At 63.2% G+C, this 17,637-nt stretch carries 11 protein-coding genes; 9 read left to right on the top strand and 2 right to left on the bottom strand.

Going from position 1 to position 17,637, the window contains the following annotated elements; all coding sequences use genetic code 11:
* The first annotated feature begins 136 nt into the window (after positions 1 to 136).
* The gene (locus TMPK1_RS06605) at positions 137 to 1,489 is read left to right on the top strand and encodes a pectate lyase family protein (RefSeq protein ID WP_420242165.1); all 1,353 of its coding nucleotides are present in this window, start codon (positions 137 to 139) and stop codon (positions 1,487 to 1,489) included.
* On the opposite strand, the gene TMPK1_RS06600 is transcribed toward TMPK1_RS06605, so the two are convergent.
* Together TMPK1_RS06600 and TMPK1_RS06595 are read right to left on the bottom strand one after the other, a co-directional pair.
* Entirely contained in the window at positions 1,486 to 2,904 is a 1,419-nt protein-coding gene (locus TMPK1_RS06600; protein ID WP_420242164.1) for a mannitol dehydrogenase family protein, read from the bottom strand. The genes TMPK1_RS06605 and TMPK1_RS06600 overlap by 4 nt on opposite strands.
* Positions 2,901 to 4,373, bottom strand: a complete 1,473-nt coding sequence (locus TMPK1_RS06595; RefSeq protein ID WP_420242163.1) for a UxaA family hydrolase — start codon at positions 4,371 to 4,373, stop codon at positions 2,901 to 2,903. Before TMPK1_RS06595 ends, TMPK1_RS06600 begins: the two co-directional genes overlap by 4 nt.
* Positions 4,374 to 4,517: 144 nt before the next feature.
* Between TMPK1_RS06595 and TMPK1_RS06590 the strand changes: the two genes are divergently transcribed.
* The 8 genes from TMPK1_RS06590 (at position 4,518) to TMPK1_RS06555 (ending at position 17,612) form a co-directional block, all read left to right on the top strand.
* Positions 4,518 to 5,609, top strand: a complete 1,092-nt coding sequence (locus TMPK1_RS06590; protein WP_420242162.1) for a LacI family DNA-binding transcriptional regulator — start codon at positions 4,518 to 4,520, stop codon at positions 5,607 to 5,609.
* A gap of 57 nt (positions 5,610 to 5,666) precedes the next feature.
* The gene (gene uxaC / locus TMPK1_RS06585) at positions 5,667 to 7,124 is read left to right on the top strand and encodes a glucuronate isomerase (RefSeq protein WP_420242161.1); all 1,458 of its coding nucleotides are present in this window, start codon (positions 5,667 to 5,669) and stop codon (positions 7,122 to 7,124) included.
* Positions 7,125 to 7,137: 13 nt separating this feature from the next.
* Positions 7,138 to 7,959, top strand: coding sequence for a 5-dehydro-4-deoxy-D-glucuronate isomerase (kduI, locus tag TMPK1_RS06580; protein ID WP_420242160.1), 822 nt, complete (start codon positions 7,138 to 7,140; stop codon positions 7,957 to 7,959).
* Entirely contained in the window at positions 7,956 to 8,711 is a 756-nt protein-coding gene (gene kduD / locus TMPK1_RS06575) for a 2-dehydro-3-deoxy-D-gluconate 5-dehydrogenase KduD (RefSeq protein WP_420242159.1), read from the top strand. Before kduI ends, kduD begins: the two co-directional genes overlap by 4 nt.
* Before the next feature lie 229 nt (positions 8,712 to 8,940).
* On the top strand, positions 8,941 to 11,769 hold the full coding sequence (locus TMPK1_RS06570; RefSeq protein ID WP_420242158.1) for a TonB-dependent receptor: 2,829 nt from the start codon (positions 8,941 to 8,943) through the stop codon (positions 11,767 to 11,769).
* Positions 11,770 to 11,835: 66 nt separating this feature from the next.
* A complete protein-coding gene (locus TMPK1_RS06565) occupies positions 11,836 to 12,876 on the top strand; it encodes a pectinesterase family protein (RefSeq protein ID WP_420242157.1) in 1,041 nt (346 codons plus the stop codon).
* Between the two features lie 18 nt (positions 12,877 to 12,894).
* A complete protein-coding gene (locus TMPK1_RS06560; protein ID WP_420242156.1) occupies positions 12,895 to 13,908 on the top strand; it encodes a sugar kinase in 1,014 nt (337 codons plus the stop codon).
* Entirely contained in the window at positions 13,905 to 17,612 is a 3,708-nt protein-coding gene (locus tag TMPK1_RS06555; RefSeq protein ID WP_420242155.1) for a LamG-like jellyroll fold domain-containing protein, read from the top strand. Before TMPK1_RS06560 ends, TMPK1_RS06555 begins: the two co-directional genes overlap by 4 nt.
* The last annotated feature ends 25 nt before the right edge of the window (positions 17,613 to 17,637 follow it).

Genomic DNA, 17,637 nt, shown 5'->3' with positions numbered 1-17,637 from the left:
CTTTTCGGGCGACCCGCCCACCGTCAGTTCGGTTGTCTCTATAGGAAACCGGTGTCATATTCAACACAAGGGGCGGCCAACGCCCTGCGCGCATGCGATGCGCGAGAAAGAATTGCATTCGGGGAGGAGAGTCTTGATGCGAAGCCGAGTTCTGGCGCGTGCCGCGCTTGTCGCGTTCGGTCTGTCGAGCGGAATTGCTGCAACTGCACAGACAGCCGCACCGTCGGCAGAGAAGCTTCCCGCCTTTCCCGGTGCCCAAGGCTGGGCCGCGAATACGCCAGGCGGCCGCGGCGGTCAGATCATCAAAGTCACGTCGCTCGCCAAGCAAGGGCCGGGCACGTTGCGCGAAGCCTTCGACGCGAAGGGGCCACGCATCATCGTGTTCGAAGTCGGCGGCATCATCGATCTCGATGGCGAGTCGTTGAAACTCGACGAGCCCTTCGTCACGGTTGCGGGACAGACCGCGCCGTCGCCAGGCATCACCTTGATCCGCGGCGGCATCGATATCGGCGCGCATGACGCGATCGTGCAGCATATCCGCGTGCGCGTAGGCAGTATCGACAAGCCGAAGTTCAGCCACGAAGACGATTCCATCGGAACGGTCGGCGGCGCGCACGACGTGATCGTCGATCACTGCTCGTTGACCTGGGCGACCGATGAAAACCTGTCGGCATCAGGGCCGCGATTCAAAGGCAACGACATTGCAGAATGGCGGCAGAACACGTCGCATCGGATCACCTTCTCAAACAATATCATCGGCGAAGGTCTTTCTTATTCGACGCATCCGAAAGGCGAGCATTCCAAAGGCTCGCTGATCCACGACAACGTCACCGACCTGCTGATCGTCGGCAATCTCTACGCTCACAATTACGAGCGCAGCCCGTTGTTCAAAGGCGGCGTGCACGGCGCCATCGTGAACAACTTCATCTTCGATCCGGGCGCGCGCGCCATTCACTACAATCTGGCGCCGCTGGAATGGGGCGAGCGCAAATTCGAGAACGGCCAGATGGTTGCGGTCGGCAACGTGTTGCGCGCCGGCAAATCGACGCCGTCGCCTTTGGCGTTTCTGATGATCGGCGGCGACGGCGATCTCGAATATTACGGCAAGGACAATGTCGCAGTGGACCGGATCGGCAATCCGATTCCGATGTTCGGTCGCTACACGACCGGGCCGGCGAAAATCATCGAAGCCAAACAGCCGATGTTCTGGCCGGCCGGCCTGACCGCGCTGCCTGCGAACAAAGTTGAACGCGCGGTGCTGGCCCAGGTCGGTGCGCGTCCGTGGGATCGTGACAAGCACGACGTGCGTCTGCTGGCCGACGTCGCCGAAGGTCGTGGCGAAATCATCGACAGCGAAGCGCAGGTTGGCGGCTATCCCAAGTACGAGGAAACGAAAAAGCCGTTCGTCGAATCCGATTGGGATCTGCGTTTCATGACGCCGAAGAATCCTTCAGTGCTGGATTCGGGCAAGAAAGCCCGCGGCACCTAGGCCCGCGTATAGGCGCGTTCGATTGCGATCCGCACGCTCGGATCGTTGGCGAGATCGCGCGGAAACATCGACTCGATCGCAAGGAAGCGGGGCACATCGTGCTCCGCTTCGCCGTTGCAGGCCTGACCGATGGCCTGCAACTGCTCGGCCAGCGGATCGGTGATTTTTTCACCGCTTTTGGCGCGCTGCATGACGAAGCGCATCCAGGCGCCCAGCGGCACCGCAAGACGATCGATCGAACGTCCATGCAAACGTGCATCGCGCAACGTGCCGAGAATGCGCACCGGCAATTTCTGCGAACCGTCCCAGGCAATCTGCTGCAGCTCGTGGCGGATGGCGGGGTTGCGGAAGCGCGTCAGCACCATCTCGACATAGTCGGCAAGCGACAATCCGGCCGGCGGCGTCAGGCTGGGCGCGACATCGTCGAGCAACATGCCGCGCACGAATGACACGAGTTTCGGATCGGTCATCACGTCGGCGACGGTTTCATGACCGACCAACCAGCCCGTATAGGCCAAGGTCGAATGGGCTGCGTTCAGTAGACGTAATTTGGCGCGGTCCCAGGCCGCGACGTCTTTGGTCAGAATGACGCCCACGCTGGCAAGATCGGGCGCGTCGGGGCCGAGCGTGTCTTCGATCACCCATTGCACAAAGGATTCGCGCTGGATCGGCCACGCATCGTACACGCCCGTCGCTGCCTCCACCTGCTGGCGCAGCGCGTCGGTGGTTGCGGGCGTGATGCTGTCGACCATCGTGGCGGGGAAGCGCACATTGTCGCCGATCCAGCGCGCCAGATCGCCGTCGCGTGTCTCGGCAAAGCGAATGACTGCGCGTTTCAGCTTGGCGCCGTTGTCGGCAAGGTTGTCGCAACTCAGCACGGTGAAGGGCTTGCTTTTGTCGGCGCGTCGTTGCGCCAGCGCCAGGGTCAAAATACCCGCGATCGATTGTGGGGAGGCGGGGTTGGCAAGATCGTGCTGGATGGTTGCGTGGTTTAGATCCAGCTCACCTTTTCCGTCGAGGCAGTAGCCTTTCTCGGTGACGGTCATCGTCACCAGCTTGGTGGTTGGATCTGTGAGACGTACCAAGGTCGCGTCGAGATCTTCGGACGCGACGTGCAATTCGCGCAGACTGCCGATCACGCGATAGGAAATCTGCGCGTCCAATTCAGCCAGCACATACAGTCCGTCTTGCGGTGCCAGCGCGTCGCGCACGTCGCGGCTGCGTGGCGCGATGGCGGAGATGCCCCAGCGCGGATCGCGCGCCAGCAGTTGATCGAAATACCAGGCCTGATGCGCTCGGTGAAACGCACCGGGCCCGATATGCGCCACGCCAAGTTCGACCTTGTCGAGATCATAGGCGGGACGGATTGCGTTCGCGTCGGCAAGCGTCGCGCGCGACAGTCGTTTGCTGGTCATAGGGTGACGCCGCGCTTCCACAAGGCAATTTCACGTTCGCCGTTTTGTTCGGCGCGGGTCGGCGCGCCGGCAGCGGCATGCAGAACAGTGCGAAGCAATGCATCTTCAGTCGCATCGGCATCGTCGAGCATGGCGCCCGCGTCAAAGTCGATCCAATGCGGCTTGCGCATCGCGAGATCCTTGTTGGTCGCAATTTTTAAGGTCGGTGCGGGGAAGCCCAACGGCGTGCCGCGCCCGGTCGTAAACAGAATGAGCGTCGCACCGGCAGCAGCGAGCGCTGTCGAAGACACCGCGTCATTGCCCGGCGATTCCAGCAGTGCCAAGCCGCGCGCCTGCACCATGTCGCCATAGCGCAGCACTTGCGTGACCGTTGCAGCGCCGGCCTTTTGCACCGCGCCGAGGGACTTCTCTTCGAGCGTCGTCAACCCGCCGTCTTTGTTGCCGGGCGACGGGTTTTCGTAAATCGGCTGGCCGTGGGCGCGGAAGTAGTCCTTGAAGTCGTCGACGACGCGCACGATGCCGTCGAACACGTCGCGCGTTGCGGCGCGCGCCATCAACAGCCGTTCGGCGCCGAAGATTTCGGGAATCTCGGTCAGGATCGTGGTGCCCCCAGCAGCAACAACCCGATCGGCGATGCGCCCCACCAGCGGGTTTGCAGTCAGGCCGCTGAATCCGTCGGATCCGCCGCATTTCAATCCCAGCACCAGATCGCCCAACGATGCGGGCGTGCGCCGGTCGCGTTCCGCGATTGCAACCAGCTCTTCGATGGCGGCGAGTGCGGCGTCTTCTTCGTCTTCCACCGATTGCGCGGTGAAGGCGCGCAATCGGTCGCGATCGAGCAACGGTGCGTCGGCGAGCAATGCGTCGAGCTGGTTGTTCTCGCAGCCCAATCCCAAAATCAGCACGCCGCCCGCATTGGGATGCGAGGCGAGGGCGGCCAACATGCGCCGTGTCGCCAGCAGGTCGTCGCCAAGCTGCGAGCAGCCGAACGGATGCGGAAAGGCGTAGATGCCGTCGACACGACCGGCGAAGCGACGCGACGCTTCGGCCGCAACACGCTGCGATGTGCGCGCGACACAGCCGACCGTGCACAGGATCCAGATTTCGTTGCGCGTGCCGACGCGGCCGTCGCGACGGCGATAGCCAAGAAAGCCCGGATCGTTGCGCGCCGGCGCTGCCGCGCGTGGGCGCGGCGCGTAGTCGTAGGATTGCAACCCTTCGAGCGCAGTGCGCAGGTTGTGCGAATGAACATGCGCGCCGGCCTCGATCGCCTGTGTCGCGAGTCCGATCGGCGCGCCGTATTTGCGCACGACCTCGCCGGGTGCAATCGCGTGCAGTGCCAGCTTGTGTCCGCGCGGGATGGCGTCGCGCGCGACCAGGGCGACGCCGTCGAGCGTGACGCTGGCACCGGGCTCGATCGCGGTCAGGGCGACCGCGACGTCGTCGGCGGGATGAATGCGATGCAGCATGAGTGTCCCAAGGTAACCGGGCGCATTGCAGAGTTGGAAGGGGTGTGGCACCAGCCCCTGTCGCCGGCAACTGTCCCGGGACAACGTAGCCCCGCGCGCCCAAGAAGGCTAAGAAGCTCGCATGACAATCTGGCGATCGCCCGCGTGACCAAGGGCAGAAAAACAACGTCCCAGGCCAACAGGCGCGAACTGCCGCGCGGCGAGTCTGACTCGGCGCAAAATCGTCGCCCGACCATCAATGATGTGGCGCGGCTGGCCAAAGTCTCGAAAAAGACCGTGTCGCGCGTCATCAATGACTCGCCCTTCGTGCGCGGCGAGACACGCGAACGCATCACGGCGATCATGTCCGAGCTGGGCTATACGCCCGATCCGCAGGCGCGCGGCTTGGCATTCCGCCGTTCGTTTCTGATCGGCCTGGTCTACGACAACCCGTCGAGCCAGTACGTCATCGACATGCAGCAGGGCATCCTGGATGCCGTGCGGGAGCTGGGGTTCGAGCTGATCGTGCATCCCTGCAATCGGCGCCAGCCCAATTTCCTCGCCGAGGTGCGTTCCTTCGTCGAGCGCCAGAAGCTGTTTGGCGTCGTGCTGCCGCCGTCCGTGTCAGAAGACGAAGAACTCAACAAAGCGCTGATCGAAGTTGGTTGCCCTTATACGCGCATCGCTTCGATTTCGCTCGACGAGCCCGCGCGCATGGTGGTCACGCACGATCATCGCGGCGCGGCCGAAGCAGCGCGCCATTTGGCTGATTTGGGCCATCGCCGCATCGCCTTCATTTCGGGCCCGGACATGTTCCGTTCGTCGCACGAACGCCGCCGCGGTTTCGCACAGGGCTTGGCCGATCGCGGCCTCAAGCTGCAGCCGAAATACATCAAGGAAGGCGCCTATACGTTCGAGTCCGGCATCGCCTGCGCCAAGAAGCTCTTGGCAATGGACGCGCCGCCGACCGCAATTTTTGCTGGCAACGATGAAATGGCGGCTGGCGTTTATCGTGCTGCCCGTGAAGCGGGGTTGGAAATTCCGCGCGATCTTTCGGTGGTTGGGTTCGACGACAGCGCGATCTGTTCGAAAGTCTGGCCGCCGCTGACGTCGGTTCTGTTGCCGATCCGCGAGATGGGGCGCATCGCTGCGACCAAGCTGTTGGTCGAAGGCGGCCTGCGCGAGCGGATCGAACATCCGGAAGTTTCGCCGACTCTGGTGGTTCGCCAATCGACCGCGGCCCATCGCGAGGCCTGAGATCAGTTTCGCCGCTTGCGCAGCGTTTTGACACCGGTTACCAATTTGGACATTCCCATGGCCAAACCGCTTGTCCTGCACGAAGACCGTTTGTTTCCAAGCGAGGCATCGCAGCGCAGCATTGCGCGCGCCTTGTTCGCCGAAGTGCGCGGCCTTCCGATCATTAGCCCGCACGGTCACACGGATCCGCGCTGGTTTGCTGAAAATGAACCGTTCAGCGATGCGACGTCGCTGCTGCTGACGCCCGACCATTATCTGCTGCGCATGTTGTACAGCCAGGGTGTTGGTCTCGACGCGCTGGGCGTGCAACCGCGACCAAACGCAAAGAATGGGGGCGGCAAGCCGGCTGATCCGCGCGCTGCGTGGCGCATCTTCGCCAGCAACTGGCGCTTGTTCCGCGGCACGCCGTCCTGGCTGTGGTTGAACCAGGTCTTTGTCGAACTGTTCGGGCTGGATGTCGAACTGGCTGCCGACACGGCCGATCTCTATTTTGATCGCATCGGCGCCAAACTTGCGACCGACGAATTCCGTCCGCGCGCGCTGTTCGATCGTTTCAAGATCGAGCTGTTGGCGACCACGGAATCGGCGATCGATCCGCTCGATCATCACAAAGCCATTCGCGCCAGCGGTTGGTCGGGTCGTGTCGTTACGACCTACCGTCCCGACACGGTGATCGATCCCGAACACGAAGCCTTCCGGGAGTCGTTTGCGCGGTTGGGCGAGATGACGGGTGAAGACGTCCGGACCTGGCGCGGCTATCTCGCCGCGCATCGCGCGCGCCGCGCGGCTTTCATCGCGGCCGGTGCGACCGCCAGCGATCATGGTCATCCGACGGCGGCGACCGCCGATCTCGATCCGGCCGAGGCGGAAAAACTGTTCGGACGTATCGTTTCCGACAGCTTCAGCGCCGAAGACGCCGAGCTGTTCCGGGCCCAGATGCTGACCGAGATGGCGCGGATGAGTCTCGAAGACGGGTTGGTTCTGCAGATCCATCCCGGCACCTATCGCAGCCACAATCCGCTACTGTTCGGTGCCTACGGGCGCGATATCGGCGCCGACATTCCGACCCGCACCGACTATGTGCGCGCGCTCAAGCCGTTGCTGGATCGGTTTGGCAACGAGAAGTCGCTGACCGTGATCGTCTTCACGCTCGACGAAACCACCTACAGCCGCGAATTGGCGCCGCTGGCAGGGCATTACCCGGCGTTGCGCCTGGGACCGCCTTGGTGGTTCTTCGATGCGCCGGAAGGCATGTTGCGCTTCCGCGAGGCCGTCACCGAAACCGCGGGCTTCTACAACACGGTCGGCTTCAACGACGATACGCGCGCGTTCCTGTCGATCCCCGCCCGACATGACGTCGCGCGCCGCGTCGACTGCGCCTATCTCGCCAAGCTGGTCGCCGAACACCGCATGACAATCGACGAAGCGCACGAAGTCGCGTTCGAACTTAGCTACAACCTTGCCAAGCAGGCGTACCGCGTCGGCGGGAACGACCGCCAAGCACGCTCAGCCTGAGCCGGAGAGTCTGATGTACCGCAAGACCTACCACGCCACGCATCCCGACATGATGCAGGGCGTCGACAACGATACGCTGCGCGCGCGCTATCTGATCCAGGACCTGTTCACGCCGGGCAAGGTGACGCTCGACTATACGCACAACGAGCGGATTGTGGTCGGCGGCGCAGCGCCCGGAAGCGCAACCCTGTCGCTGCCGAAGCAGGAATGCGGTGGCGGCCTGTTCCTGGAACGACGCGAGTTGGGGGTGATCAATGTCGGCGACGCGCCGGGCAAGGTCACGGTCGACGGCAAAACCTATGAGCTCGCCGTGCGCGACGGCCTGTACGTGCCGATGGGCAGCGAGCCAACCTTTGCGGGCAACACGAAATTCTATCTCGTCAGCACGCCGGCACATGCGCGCTTCGAAACCGTGCATATCTCGATCGACAAAGCCGTCCCGCTGGAACGCGGTGCGCCGGAAACGTCGAACGAGCGCACGATCTTCCAGTACATCGTGCCGGCGACGTGCAAGTCGGCGCAGCTGCTGTTGGGGTTGACGATGCTCAAGACCGGCAGCGTGTGGAACACGATGCCGCCGCATCTGCATGACCGGCGCTCCGAGGTCTATTTCTATTTCGGTCTTAAAGGCAACGAACGCGTCATGCATTTCATGGGCGAGCCCGATGCGGCGCGGCACATCGTGGTTGGCAACAACGAAGCGGTGATGTCGCCGCCCTGGTCGATCCATATGGGGGCCGGCACCAACGGCAATTACAATTTCATTTGGGCGATGGGCGGTGAGAATCTCGACTACACCGACATGAACGTCATCGACATCTGCCAGCTGAAATGAACCCGTTTGATTTGGCTGGGCGCGTCGCCCTTGTTACCGGCGCCAATACCGGATTGGGGCAGGGGATTGCTGTCGCGCTTGCTGCGGCAGGCGCCGACATCGTCGCGGTCGGACGCAGCGCGCCGACCGAAACCGAAGGCGAAATCGCGAAGCTGGGCCGTCGTTTTCTGTCGATCCAGGCCGATCTCGGCAGCACTGCGCCGATCGACCGCGCGATCGACGAAGCGGTGGCCAAGTTCGGTGCGATCGACATTCTGATCAACAATGCCGGCATCATTCGCCGCGCCGATGCGATCGACGTAACCGAAGAAGATTGGGACGCGGTGGTCGACGTCAACTTGAAGTCGGCGTTCTTTCTCGCGCAGGCTGTGGCCAAGCGCGCTATCGCAGCGCAGCGTACGGCCAAGATCATCAATATCGCGTCGATGTTGTCGTTCCAGGGCGGCATTCGCGTGCCCGCCTATGCGGCAAGCAAGAGCGCGATCGCGGGACTAACGCGCGCGCTGGCGAATGAATGGGCGGGGCGCGGGATCAACGTTAACGCGATCGCGCCCGGCTATTTCGAGACCAACAATACCGAAGCGTTGCGACAGGACGCGACGCGGTCGCGCGATATTCTCGCGCGCATTCCGGCGGGACGGTGGGGAAGCCCAAGCGATCTCGGCGGTGCAGCAGTCTTTCTTGCATCGCACGCGGCCGATTACGTGCACGGTGTGGTCTTACCAGTCGATGGCGGCTGGCTCGCGCGCTAGCGCGACGTGCAAAAAAGCGACGGCGAGAAAAAACCTGCGACGATATTGATCAGGTTGCTTGCGGACGTGAAAACCTCACGCTAGGGTCAAATTGTCACCGGTGTCAGGGCATCGCACAAATGGCGATGACACCGGTAGCACTTGGGATTTTTAAGGTGCGCAGCTTTCGGATCGGGGCGACTCGAAACCGGAGGAAAAAATAAGCAGCACCGATATGGGAGGAGGTTTCGTGAAGCAGCGTGTTTCGCGCGGTCTGTCCGCGTTTGGCCGTCGTGCGTCCTTGGGTGGCGCATCTCTCGCGGTGATTGCCGCGTGCCTGGCCGCAGCGCCGGCAATGGCGCAGACCGGCGGGCCGGAAGAAATCGTGGTGACGGGCTTTCGCAGCTCGCTCGCACGGTCCCTCAACGTAAAGAAGGTCGAGAACGCACAGGTCGATACGATCCTGGCCGAAGACATCGGCAAGTTCCCGGACCTGAACCTCTCCGAATCGATTCAGCGCATACCCGGCGTCGCGCTCGCACGCGACGCGGGTGAAGGACGCAACATCAGCGTGCGCGGTCTGAATCCGACGTTCACGCGCGTTCGCGTCAACGGCATGGAAGCCTTGTCGACCACCGGCAGCTCGGACGCTGCAGGCGGCGTCAATCGCGGCCGCGCCTTCGACTTCAACGTCTTCGCGTCGGACCTGTTCAACTCGATCACGGTCCGCAAGACCTCAGAAGCCGAAGTCGAAGAAGGCTCGCTGGGTGCGACGGTCGATCTGCGCACCGCACGCCCGTTCGACTATGGCGAATTCACCGCGGTTGCCAGCTTGCGCGGCTCGTATAACGACCTGTCGGAAAGCGCCGGCCCGCGCCTGTCGGCGATGGTCGCCAACAATTGGAACGACAAGTTCGGCGTGTTGGGTTCGATCGCCTATTCCAAGCGTAATCTACTGGATGTCGGCACGTCGACCGTGCGCTGGGCGCAGGGCAATGCGTTCGCGCCAGGTTTCGCGAGCGCACCTCCTGGCTTCACCTTGGCGCAGGTCAACGGCGCGCTGCATCCGCGTTTCCCGCGCTATGATCTGTACACGCAGGAAAGCGAACGCACCGGCGCCACCGGTTCGATGCAATGGCGTCCGACCGAAAAGGCGCTGATCACGTTCGACGCGCTGTACGCGAACTTTAAGAACAAGCGCGAAGAGCAATATCTCGAAGCGCCGTCCTTCTCGACCGGCGGCGCCTGTACGGCGGCCAACACGGCGACGTCCTGCGGTATTGCGCAGACCGCTGTTACCGCGGCCAAGATCAATTCGAACAACGAACTGATCGCCGGTACGTTCAACAATGTCGATCTGCGCGTCGAAGACCGCTACGACGAACTCGACACCAAGTTCTACCAGTATTCGCTGACCGGCGAGTATGAGGTGACGAGCAAGTTCAAAGTCGACGCGATGGCGGGCCATTCGAAGTCGGACTTCAAGAACCCGATCCAGACGACGCTCACCTACGATCAATTCAACGTTCAGAATTACAGCTACGACTATTCGCTCGGCCGCGCGCCGTTGTTGAATTACGGCTCGGCCCGCTTGACCGATCCGTCGGCCTGGACGCTGACCCAGATCCGCGAGCGCCCGCAGACTGCGGTCAACAAGTTCGACACGATGCAGGGCAACGCAAAGTACGAGCTGGATGACTGGATCACGGTCAAAGCCGGTGGCGACTTGAAGCGTTATTCGTATCGCACCACCGAACTGCGCCGCACCAACGGCACGACTGCCAACCAGGAAGCAACCATCCCGGCCGGCATCGCGTCGATCCCAATTTCGTCGTTCAGCGGCATTGCGAACTTCCCGACGCAAGGTCTGGGCGTTCCGGCCGGCACACCGACCGCATGGTTGGTGCCGAGCCTGTCGACCGCCGTCAGTGCGCTCAGCCTTTATGACCAGGCTGCGTTCAACGGCGCGTTCCGCCTTGGTCCGGAACCGGCGCTGGCCAACAATGCCGGTGTCGATGAACGCGACAAAGGCGGCTACGCGCAGGCCGACTTCCGCTTCCATCCGTTCGGCATGACGCTGCGTGGCAACGTTGGCGTGCGCTACGTCAATACGAGCCAATCGGCGCAAGGCTACAGCTTCGTCAGCGGCGCGCCGGTCGCAATCATCGCCAGCCGCGATTACTCGAACACCTTGCCATCGCTCAACCTGGCGTTGGAGCCGCGCGAAGATCTCGTCTTCCGCTTTGCTGCAGCGAAGGTGATGGCGCGTCCCAACCTCGGCAACTTGACACCGGGTGCAACGGTCAGCGTGTCGGGTTCGGCCCGCACGGTCACCGCCGGCAACCCGAACCTGAATCCGTTCAGCGCCAAGGCGTATGACGTCTCGGGTGAGTGGTACTACGACAAGGGCGCCTTGTTCGGCGTCGCGCTGTTCCAGAAAGACATTTCGAGCTTCGTGCAGACGGTCACGACGAACCAGGCCTTCACCGGCAACTCGTTCGGCCTGCCTGACGCGATTGCAGTCGCTGCGTGCGGCGCGGTTGCTGGTTGCAGCCCGTCGGCCCAGTGGGCGTTCTCGACGCCGGTCAATGCACCGGGCGGCACGTTGCAGGGTATCGAAGTCAACTGGCAGCAGCCGTTCAAGTTCCTGCCGGGTCTGTTGAGCAACACCGGCATGTTGCTGAACTACACCAACGTTCGATCCAGCGTGTCGTACTTGAACTCGGCCGGCGTGGTGGTTGCGACCAACTCGCTGACCGGCCTGTCGCGCCAGTCGTACAATGCGACGCTCTACTATGAAGACGACAAGTGGAGCGCGCGTGTCTCGGCTGCTTATCGCAGCAAGTATCTGACCCGCGTCCCGGGCCAGGAAACCGGCACCGATGTCGATGGCACCAACTCGACGCTCAATGTCGACGCCTCGATCCAGTACACGGTGAACCGGAACCTGAAGATCACGTTCGAAGCGATCAATCTGACGGACGAGTTCCAGGACCAGTTCAACAACTCGACCAATCTCGTGTCCTTCTATCACCACACCGGACGCGAATTCCTCTTCGGGGTACGCCTCGCATACTAGATCGTCGCGGCGACTGGACCGGCATCGAGCCTCCCTCGATGCCGGTCTTTTTTTGAGTATCAGCGGATGAACCGTCGCTATTTTCTGCTTGGTTCGGCTGCGTTCGTCGCAGCGCCCGCCGTGGCCGTCGAACCGTTCGACGCGGTGGTGAAAGACGGCGACTCGCTGCAGGCGGCGATCGACAAGGCGCCCGGCACGGTGCCGTACCGGATCTTCGTGGGCGAAGGTTCGTTCCGCGAAAAACTGCAAATCACCAAAGCCAACGTGACGCTGATCGGTGCCGGTCGCGATCGCACGCGGCTGGTGTTTGGCGACTATGCCGGCGCGCCGCAACCGGGTGGGGCGGTGCGCGCGTTGCGCAGCTCGGCGACCTTGACCGTGCATGCGCCCGATTTCAGCGCGCGCGATCTGACGATCGAGAATGATTTCGACTACGTCGCCAACCTGATCAAATCCGAGCGCTCTTACGCGGGCGGTGTCGGCTTGCAGGGTCTGGCGCTGTCGCTGGCCGATGCAGCCGATCGGTCGCTGTTCGACCGCGTCACCTTCATCGGGCACCAAGACACGTTGTTCGCCGATGCGGGCCGCAGCTGTTTCCGCGACTGTTCGATCAGCGGCAGCGTCGATTTCATTTTCGGCGGCGGGCGCGCCTGGTTCGAAGGCTGCGAGATCCGTTCGCGCTTCCGGCCCGGCTTTCAGCGCAACCAGGGTTTCATCACCGCGCCCAGCACCAAGCGCACGCAAGCCTTTGGCCTGGTCTTCTCGAACTGCTCGCTCTTGCGCGAAGCGCTGGTGCCGAACGGGTCGGTGGTACTGGGACGGCCCTGGCGTCCCAACGGGGACGTGCAGGCGTTGGGCGCCACGGTCTTTCTCAATTGTTGGATGGACGCGCATATCTCGGCCGACGGGTGGGACGAGATGGGCTATGCCGCGGCCGACGGAACCCGCATCTTCCTGCAGCCGAACGAGGCGCGGCTGGCAGAGTATGCGAGTCGCGGCCCGGGCGCCTTCCGCACGCCGCGTCGACGCTGGCTGACTGCGACGGAGGCGCGGGGTATCACGCGGGATCGTGTGCTCGACGGCTGGAGTCCGGCGCGCGCCGCGTGAAGTAGGAAGGACCTGTCTGTGACTGCCCGTGTCGTTTGCTTCGGCGAAATTCTGATCCGCCTGTCGTCGCCTGATAACGAACTGCTGCTGCAGTCGCCAAATCTCCGGATTCACTATGGCGGCGCCGAAGCCAATGTCGCGGTGTCACTGGCGCGCTTCGGGCATGACGCGGCGATGGTCAGCTTTCTGCCCGACAATGCGCTCGGTCGCGCCGCGATGGACGAGCTGCGCCGGTACGGTGTCGACACGCGCTTCGTCACCACTGCGCCGGGGCGGATGGGGCTCTATTTTCTGGCACCCGGTGCCGTGCTGCGCCCGTCCGAGATCGTCTATGACCGCGCGCACTCGTCCTTCGCGACCGGACCAATCGACACGATCAAATGGGACGAGACCTTGGCCGGCGCAGGCTGGCTGCACGTCTCGGGCGTGACGCCGGCGTTGGGGTCGGTGCCAGCAGCAGCAGCGGTGCGTGCAGCACAGACAGCGCGCAAGCTCGGCGTGCAGGTTTCGTTCGACGGAAATTACCGCGCCAAATTGTGGGGCGCGTGGCAAGGCGATGGGCCAGGCATTCTGCGCACGATGTTGACCAACGCGTCGATCGCCTTTGCCGACGATCGCGACATCGCTTTGGTGCTGGGCCGGCCGTTCAACGAAGCAGATCCTGCGGCGCGTCGCCGGGCGGCGGCCAAGGCCGCGTTCGACGCATTCCCCAATCTGCAGCGCATCACCTCGACTATCCGTACCCAGCATGGCGTCGAACATCACGACATGTCAGCGGTGCTGTTCACGCGCACCAGTGAATTTGCGACCGCCTCGTTCAGCCTCGCCGGCATCGTCGATCGCATCGGCGCCGGCGACGCATTTGCCGCCGGCGTGCTGCACGGTTTGGCCAGCGCGCAGGACGACGAGACTTCGCTGAATTTCGGTTTGGCGGCTGCCTGTCTCAAACATTCGATTCCCGGTGACTTCAACTTGGCCAGCGAGAGCGACGTGCATGCGTTTCTCGGCGGCGGACTGGATGTACGCAGATGAAATTCGTCACGCTGCTGGTGCTGCTCTTCGCTGCTGGAGCAGCGCACGCAGCGGACGGATCCGCAGCGCAGGCTGCAAACGGATTGTTGTTTCACATGTCAGGCGACAAAAGCCTGACTGCCGATCAGGCCGGCGGCGTCGCCGAACCGAATTTCGCCGCCAACGTCAAACTGGTTCCGAACGGTGCGGTCGCTGGTGCGATCGAGGCAGCCGACGACCAGGTTCTGTCTTGGCTGGCGCCGGGGAACATCTACGCGCAGCGCGGCACCTTGTCGTTCTATTGGCGTGCACGCACGCCGGTCGGCCCGACCGAGTTTCCGCTCTTCCGTGTCGGCTATGCCGATCACGCAAGCTGGGACATGACGTTCCTGCGCATCGATTGGAACGGGCACGGGTTTGACGCTTTCGTCACCGATGTCGGCCTGGCGCGCACGCGCGTGTCGATGCGGCTCGATACAAATCCCGCGCCCGATCGCTGGCTGCATCTTGCCTTCACCTGGGACGAGACCGAAGGCGTACGTCTCTATGTCGACGGCAAGCGCGTCGCGACCCAGGCGGCGAAGATGCTGCTCGAAAGCGGGCTGGATCAATTCGGTCCGCACAGCCGCATCGTCAGCCCGCATCAAGTGCAAAGTCGCTACGCCTATATGCGCGGCGGCGACATCGACGAAATCCGTATCTTCGACCACGCGCTCGATGACGGTGAAGTCGCATCGCTTGCGACCCCGACGCCGGCCGCGATCGCTGCGGCGCCGACGCGCAATCCCAACGATGAAACGGTTCGTAGCGCTTGGCGTTTGCGCTTTGGCTGGAACGGTGACGCACCGCCGCCACTGACCGACGCAGCGACGACGATCCGCAAAGTCGAATTCGTCGAAGCGCGCGATCTCAAACAGCGCGTCTCGTTTCCGATCGACGGAATCGACGAGACGACCTGGCCCGGCGTGTACAACCGCTCGCGTCTGCCCGGTCGCAGCGACTATTTCATCCTGCCCGATTGGAACGTCTATTCCGGCGGCGGCAAGCTGCTGACTCTGACCTTGCCCGACGAGAATTTCAGCCAGATCGAAATTCGCGGACCTGCCTTCGGCCGGTTGAGCTGGAACGACAAGCCGGTGGCGCAGCGTCCCGCGGGGCAGGGACGCACCGTGCATCGTGCGATCGGCAAAGGCGGCACGTTGCGATTTGAAAACGAGGTGCAGGAAACGCCGATCCAGGAGATCGGTGCCTATGACGTGCATGCGGGCGGCGAACCGGCCGATCGCACCAAGCTCAGCTACACGATCCGCAGCAACGTCGCGCCCGACTATCCGTGTCTCGACGAGCTGACGCGCTGGATCGATGGGCGTTTCGTCGCCGACGAACGCAGCACGGTCGTCGCACTGCCCGACGGCGCACCGTCGGTGCAACGCGCGACGAAACGCGCGCCCGCGATGCCGGTGGTGCATGTGCTGATCCCGGTCGATTTTCGCAGCACGCGCGCCGGCCGTCCGCTCGGCCGCTTCTCGTATGGCTGGAATGAAATCGATGGCGGGCTGGACGGAATTGCGATCGATCTGCCGGCGCTGAACGTCGAGGCGACGCATACCGGTACGGTGCCGCTCAACCTGCGCGTCGCCGATCCGCTGTGGCCTGCGCGCGCTTTGATGGATGTCAGCATCGCGGTCAAGCCGGGCGAAGCGCGGACGATCTGGCTCGATACGCGTGACCGGATTTTGCCAAACGATCGCAGCCTGTATCTGTCGATCGCCAGCGCAGCGCCCGACTTTGACGCCAGCAAGCTCGACGGTGCGCACATCCGTTTGCTGTTCAAGCCGCGCGCGCAAGCGATCGCCGAACATGTGCACGACCGGTTTGTGCAAGCGCGCGACCAGATGGCGTTCCTGGTCGAAGAACATTCAAACAGCCGTCGCCTGGCGTCGTATGTGCGGCTCGAACGCGATCTCGGCGATCTGTTGCGCGTCGCGCCCGATCACGTGCAGGGCCGGTTCCTGCAAAGCGAACTCAATCCCGAACAAGGCTGGCCCCCGTTCAAACAACCAGAGCCGCCCGCGGGCGTGCCGCTCTGGGCGTTCCGGCAGGTTGAAGATCTGCGGCTGGTGCACCGCTATGTCAGCTGGTGGATCGATCACCGGCAGATCGAGAACGGGGAATTCGGCGGCGGTCTGTCCGACGACACCGACTTGACCCAGCAATGGCCGCCGCTGGCGCTGATGGGCGTCGAGCCCGACAAGATCGCGCGTTCGCTGCGCACGATGGTCGACGCGGTCTATGCCAACGGCATGTTCACCGACGGTCTCGGCACGATCCAGACTGACGAGCTGCATTCCTACGAAGAGGGCATCAACGGCATCAGCGAGGCGATGTATCTCGATTGGGGCGATCCGCGCGCTGTCGAGCGGTTGATGGCAACCGCGCGCGCCACCGAACGCCTGACCGAGGTCAATGCAGCCGGGCACCGGCATGTGATCAGCAATTATTTCAGCGGTACGCGCATCGCGCGCGAAGGTCCGTGGGAATGGTCGAAGCCGAATTCCTATCTCGTCTTTCATCCAAGCTTGCTGCTGGTCGAATTCAACGGCCAGCCGCGCGCCAAGAAGCTGCTGCTCGAACTTGCCGATGGGTATCTGGCGCACGGCAAGCAGGAGACCAACGGCACCTGGCGCTACCCGGCCGAGATTCACTTTCCCAGCGACAAGGAACGCAACGGCACCGGCGTCGGCGCGGCGATGCATCTGTTTCTCGCCGCGCATCGCTGGACCGGCGACGCGAAATACCTGCAGCCGCTGACCGGCGAGCTGGCGAAGGGCGGGCAGGGCGCGTTTGCGCAGGTGAATGAGGATCCGACCAGCCTGCTGACGCCGTTCGACAAAGTCGGCACCGTCGACAGCGATTTCATGCGCCACCTCGCGTGGCAGATCACTGGCGACAAGCGCTATCTCGAAGAGCTGTACGGGCGACAGATTCAAACCGCGTCGCAGCGCATGTTCATGGTCACCGAAGCGGAATGGTGGAGCGACCGTGTCGAACTGTTCAGCGACGAGCTGCAGCGCGCGCGCCTTGGTGGCATGGCTTTGCGTCGCGGTCAGATCCTGCCGGGCCATCGCGTCAGCTGGCGCTTCGCCGCACCGGCGAGTGGCGAAAGCGTCGCGCTGCTGGTGCGCGGTGACGGTCCCGAAGCGTTCGAAGTGACCGCGTTCAATCTCGATGCGCGTCCGGTCGCAGCGACGATGACGGCGTGGAACGTGCCGCCGGGACGTTGGCGCATGGAGATGACCGACGCGGCCGCGCGCACGGTCGAACTCGAACGCGGCAGCGACGTCGAGCTGCGGTTTCCGTCACGGCACGAGGTGAAGATCCGCTTCGTGCGTGAAACACCCGACATGTCGCAGATGGCGCGGCCCGATCTCGGCATCGGCGCCTACGACGTTACACGCGACGCGTCGGGCCTGACTGTGCGTGTCCACAGCCTGGGTTCGGCCGACGCACCGGCGTCGACGTTGCTGATCGAGGATGCGACGGGGCGCCTGTTGGCGCAGGCCGCGATCCCCGCAATTCCGGCACCGCTCGACCTCGAACCCAAGACCGCCGACGTGCGGATCGCGCTGACTCCGGCACAGCTGACAGCGGCACGTCGTGTCCGGATCAAGCTCGATGGGCGTGAAATCACCTTGAAGAACAACGAAGTTCGTCTCGGTATGTGAACGGCCGGTGACCGCAACCGGCGGT

Origin of the sequence: Roseiterribacter gracilis (assembly GCA_018332375.1) — a bacterium.
GTDB classification, from domain to species: domain Bacteria; phylum Pseudomonadota; class Alphaproteobacteria; order BOG-932; family Roseiterribacteraceae; genus Roseiterribacter; species Roseiterribacter gracilis.
The sequence above is the reverse complement of the archived record's forward strand: the minus strand, read 5'-3'. Positions and strand labels throughout refer to the sequence as shown.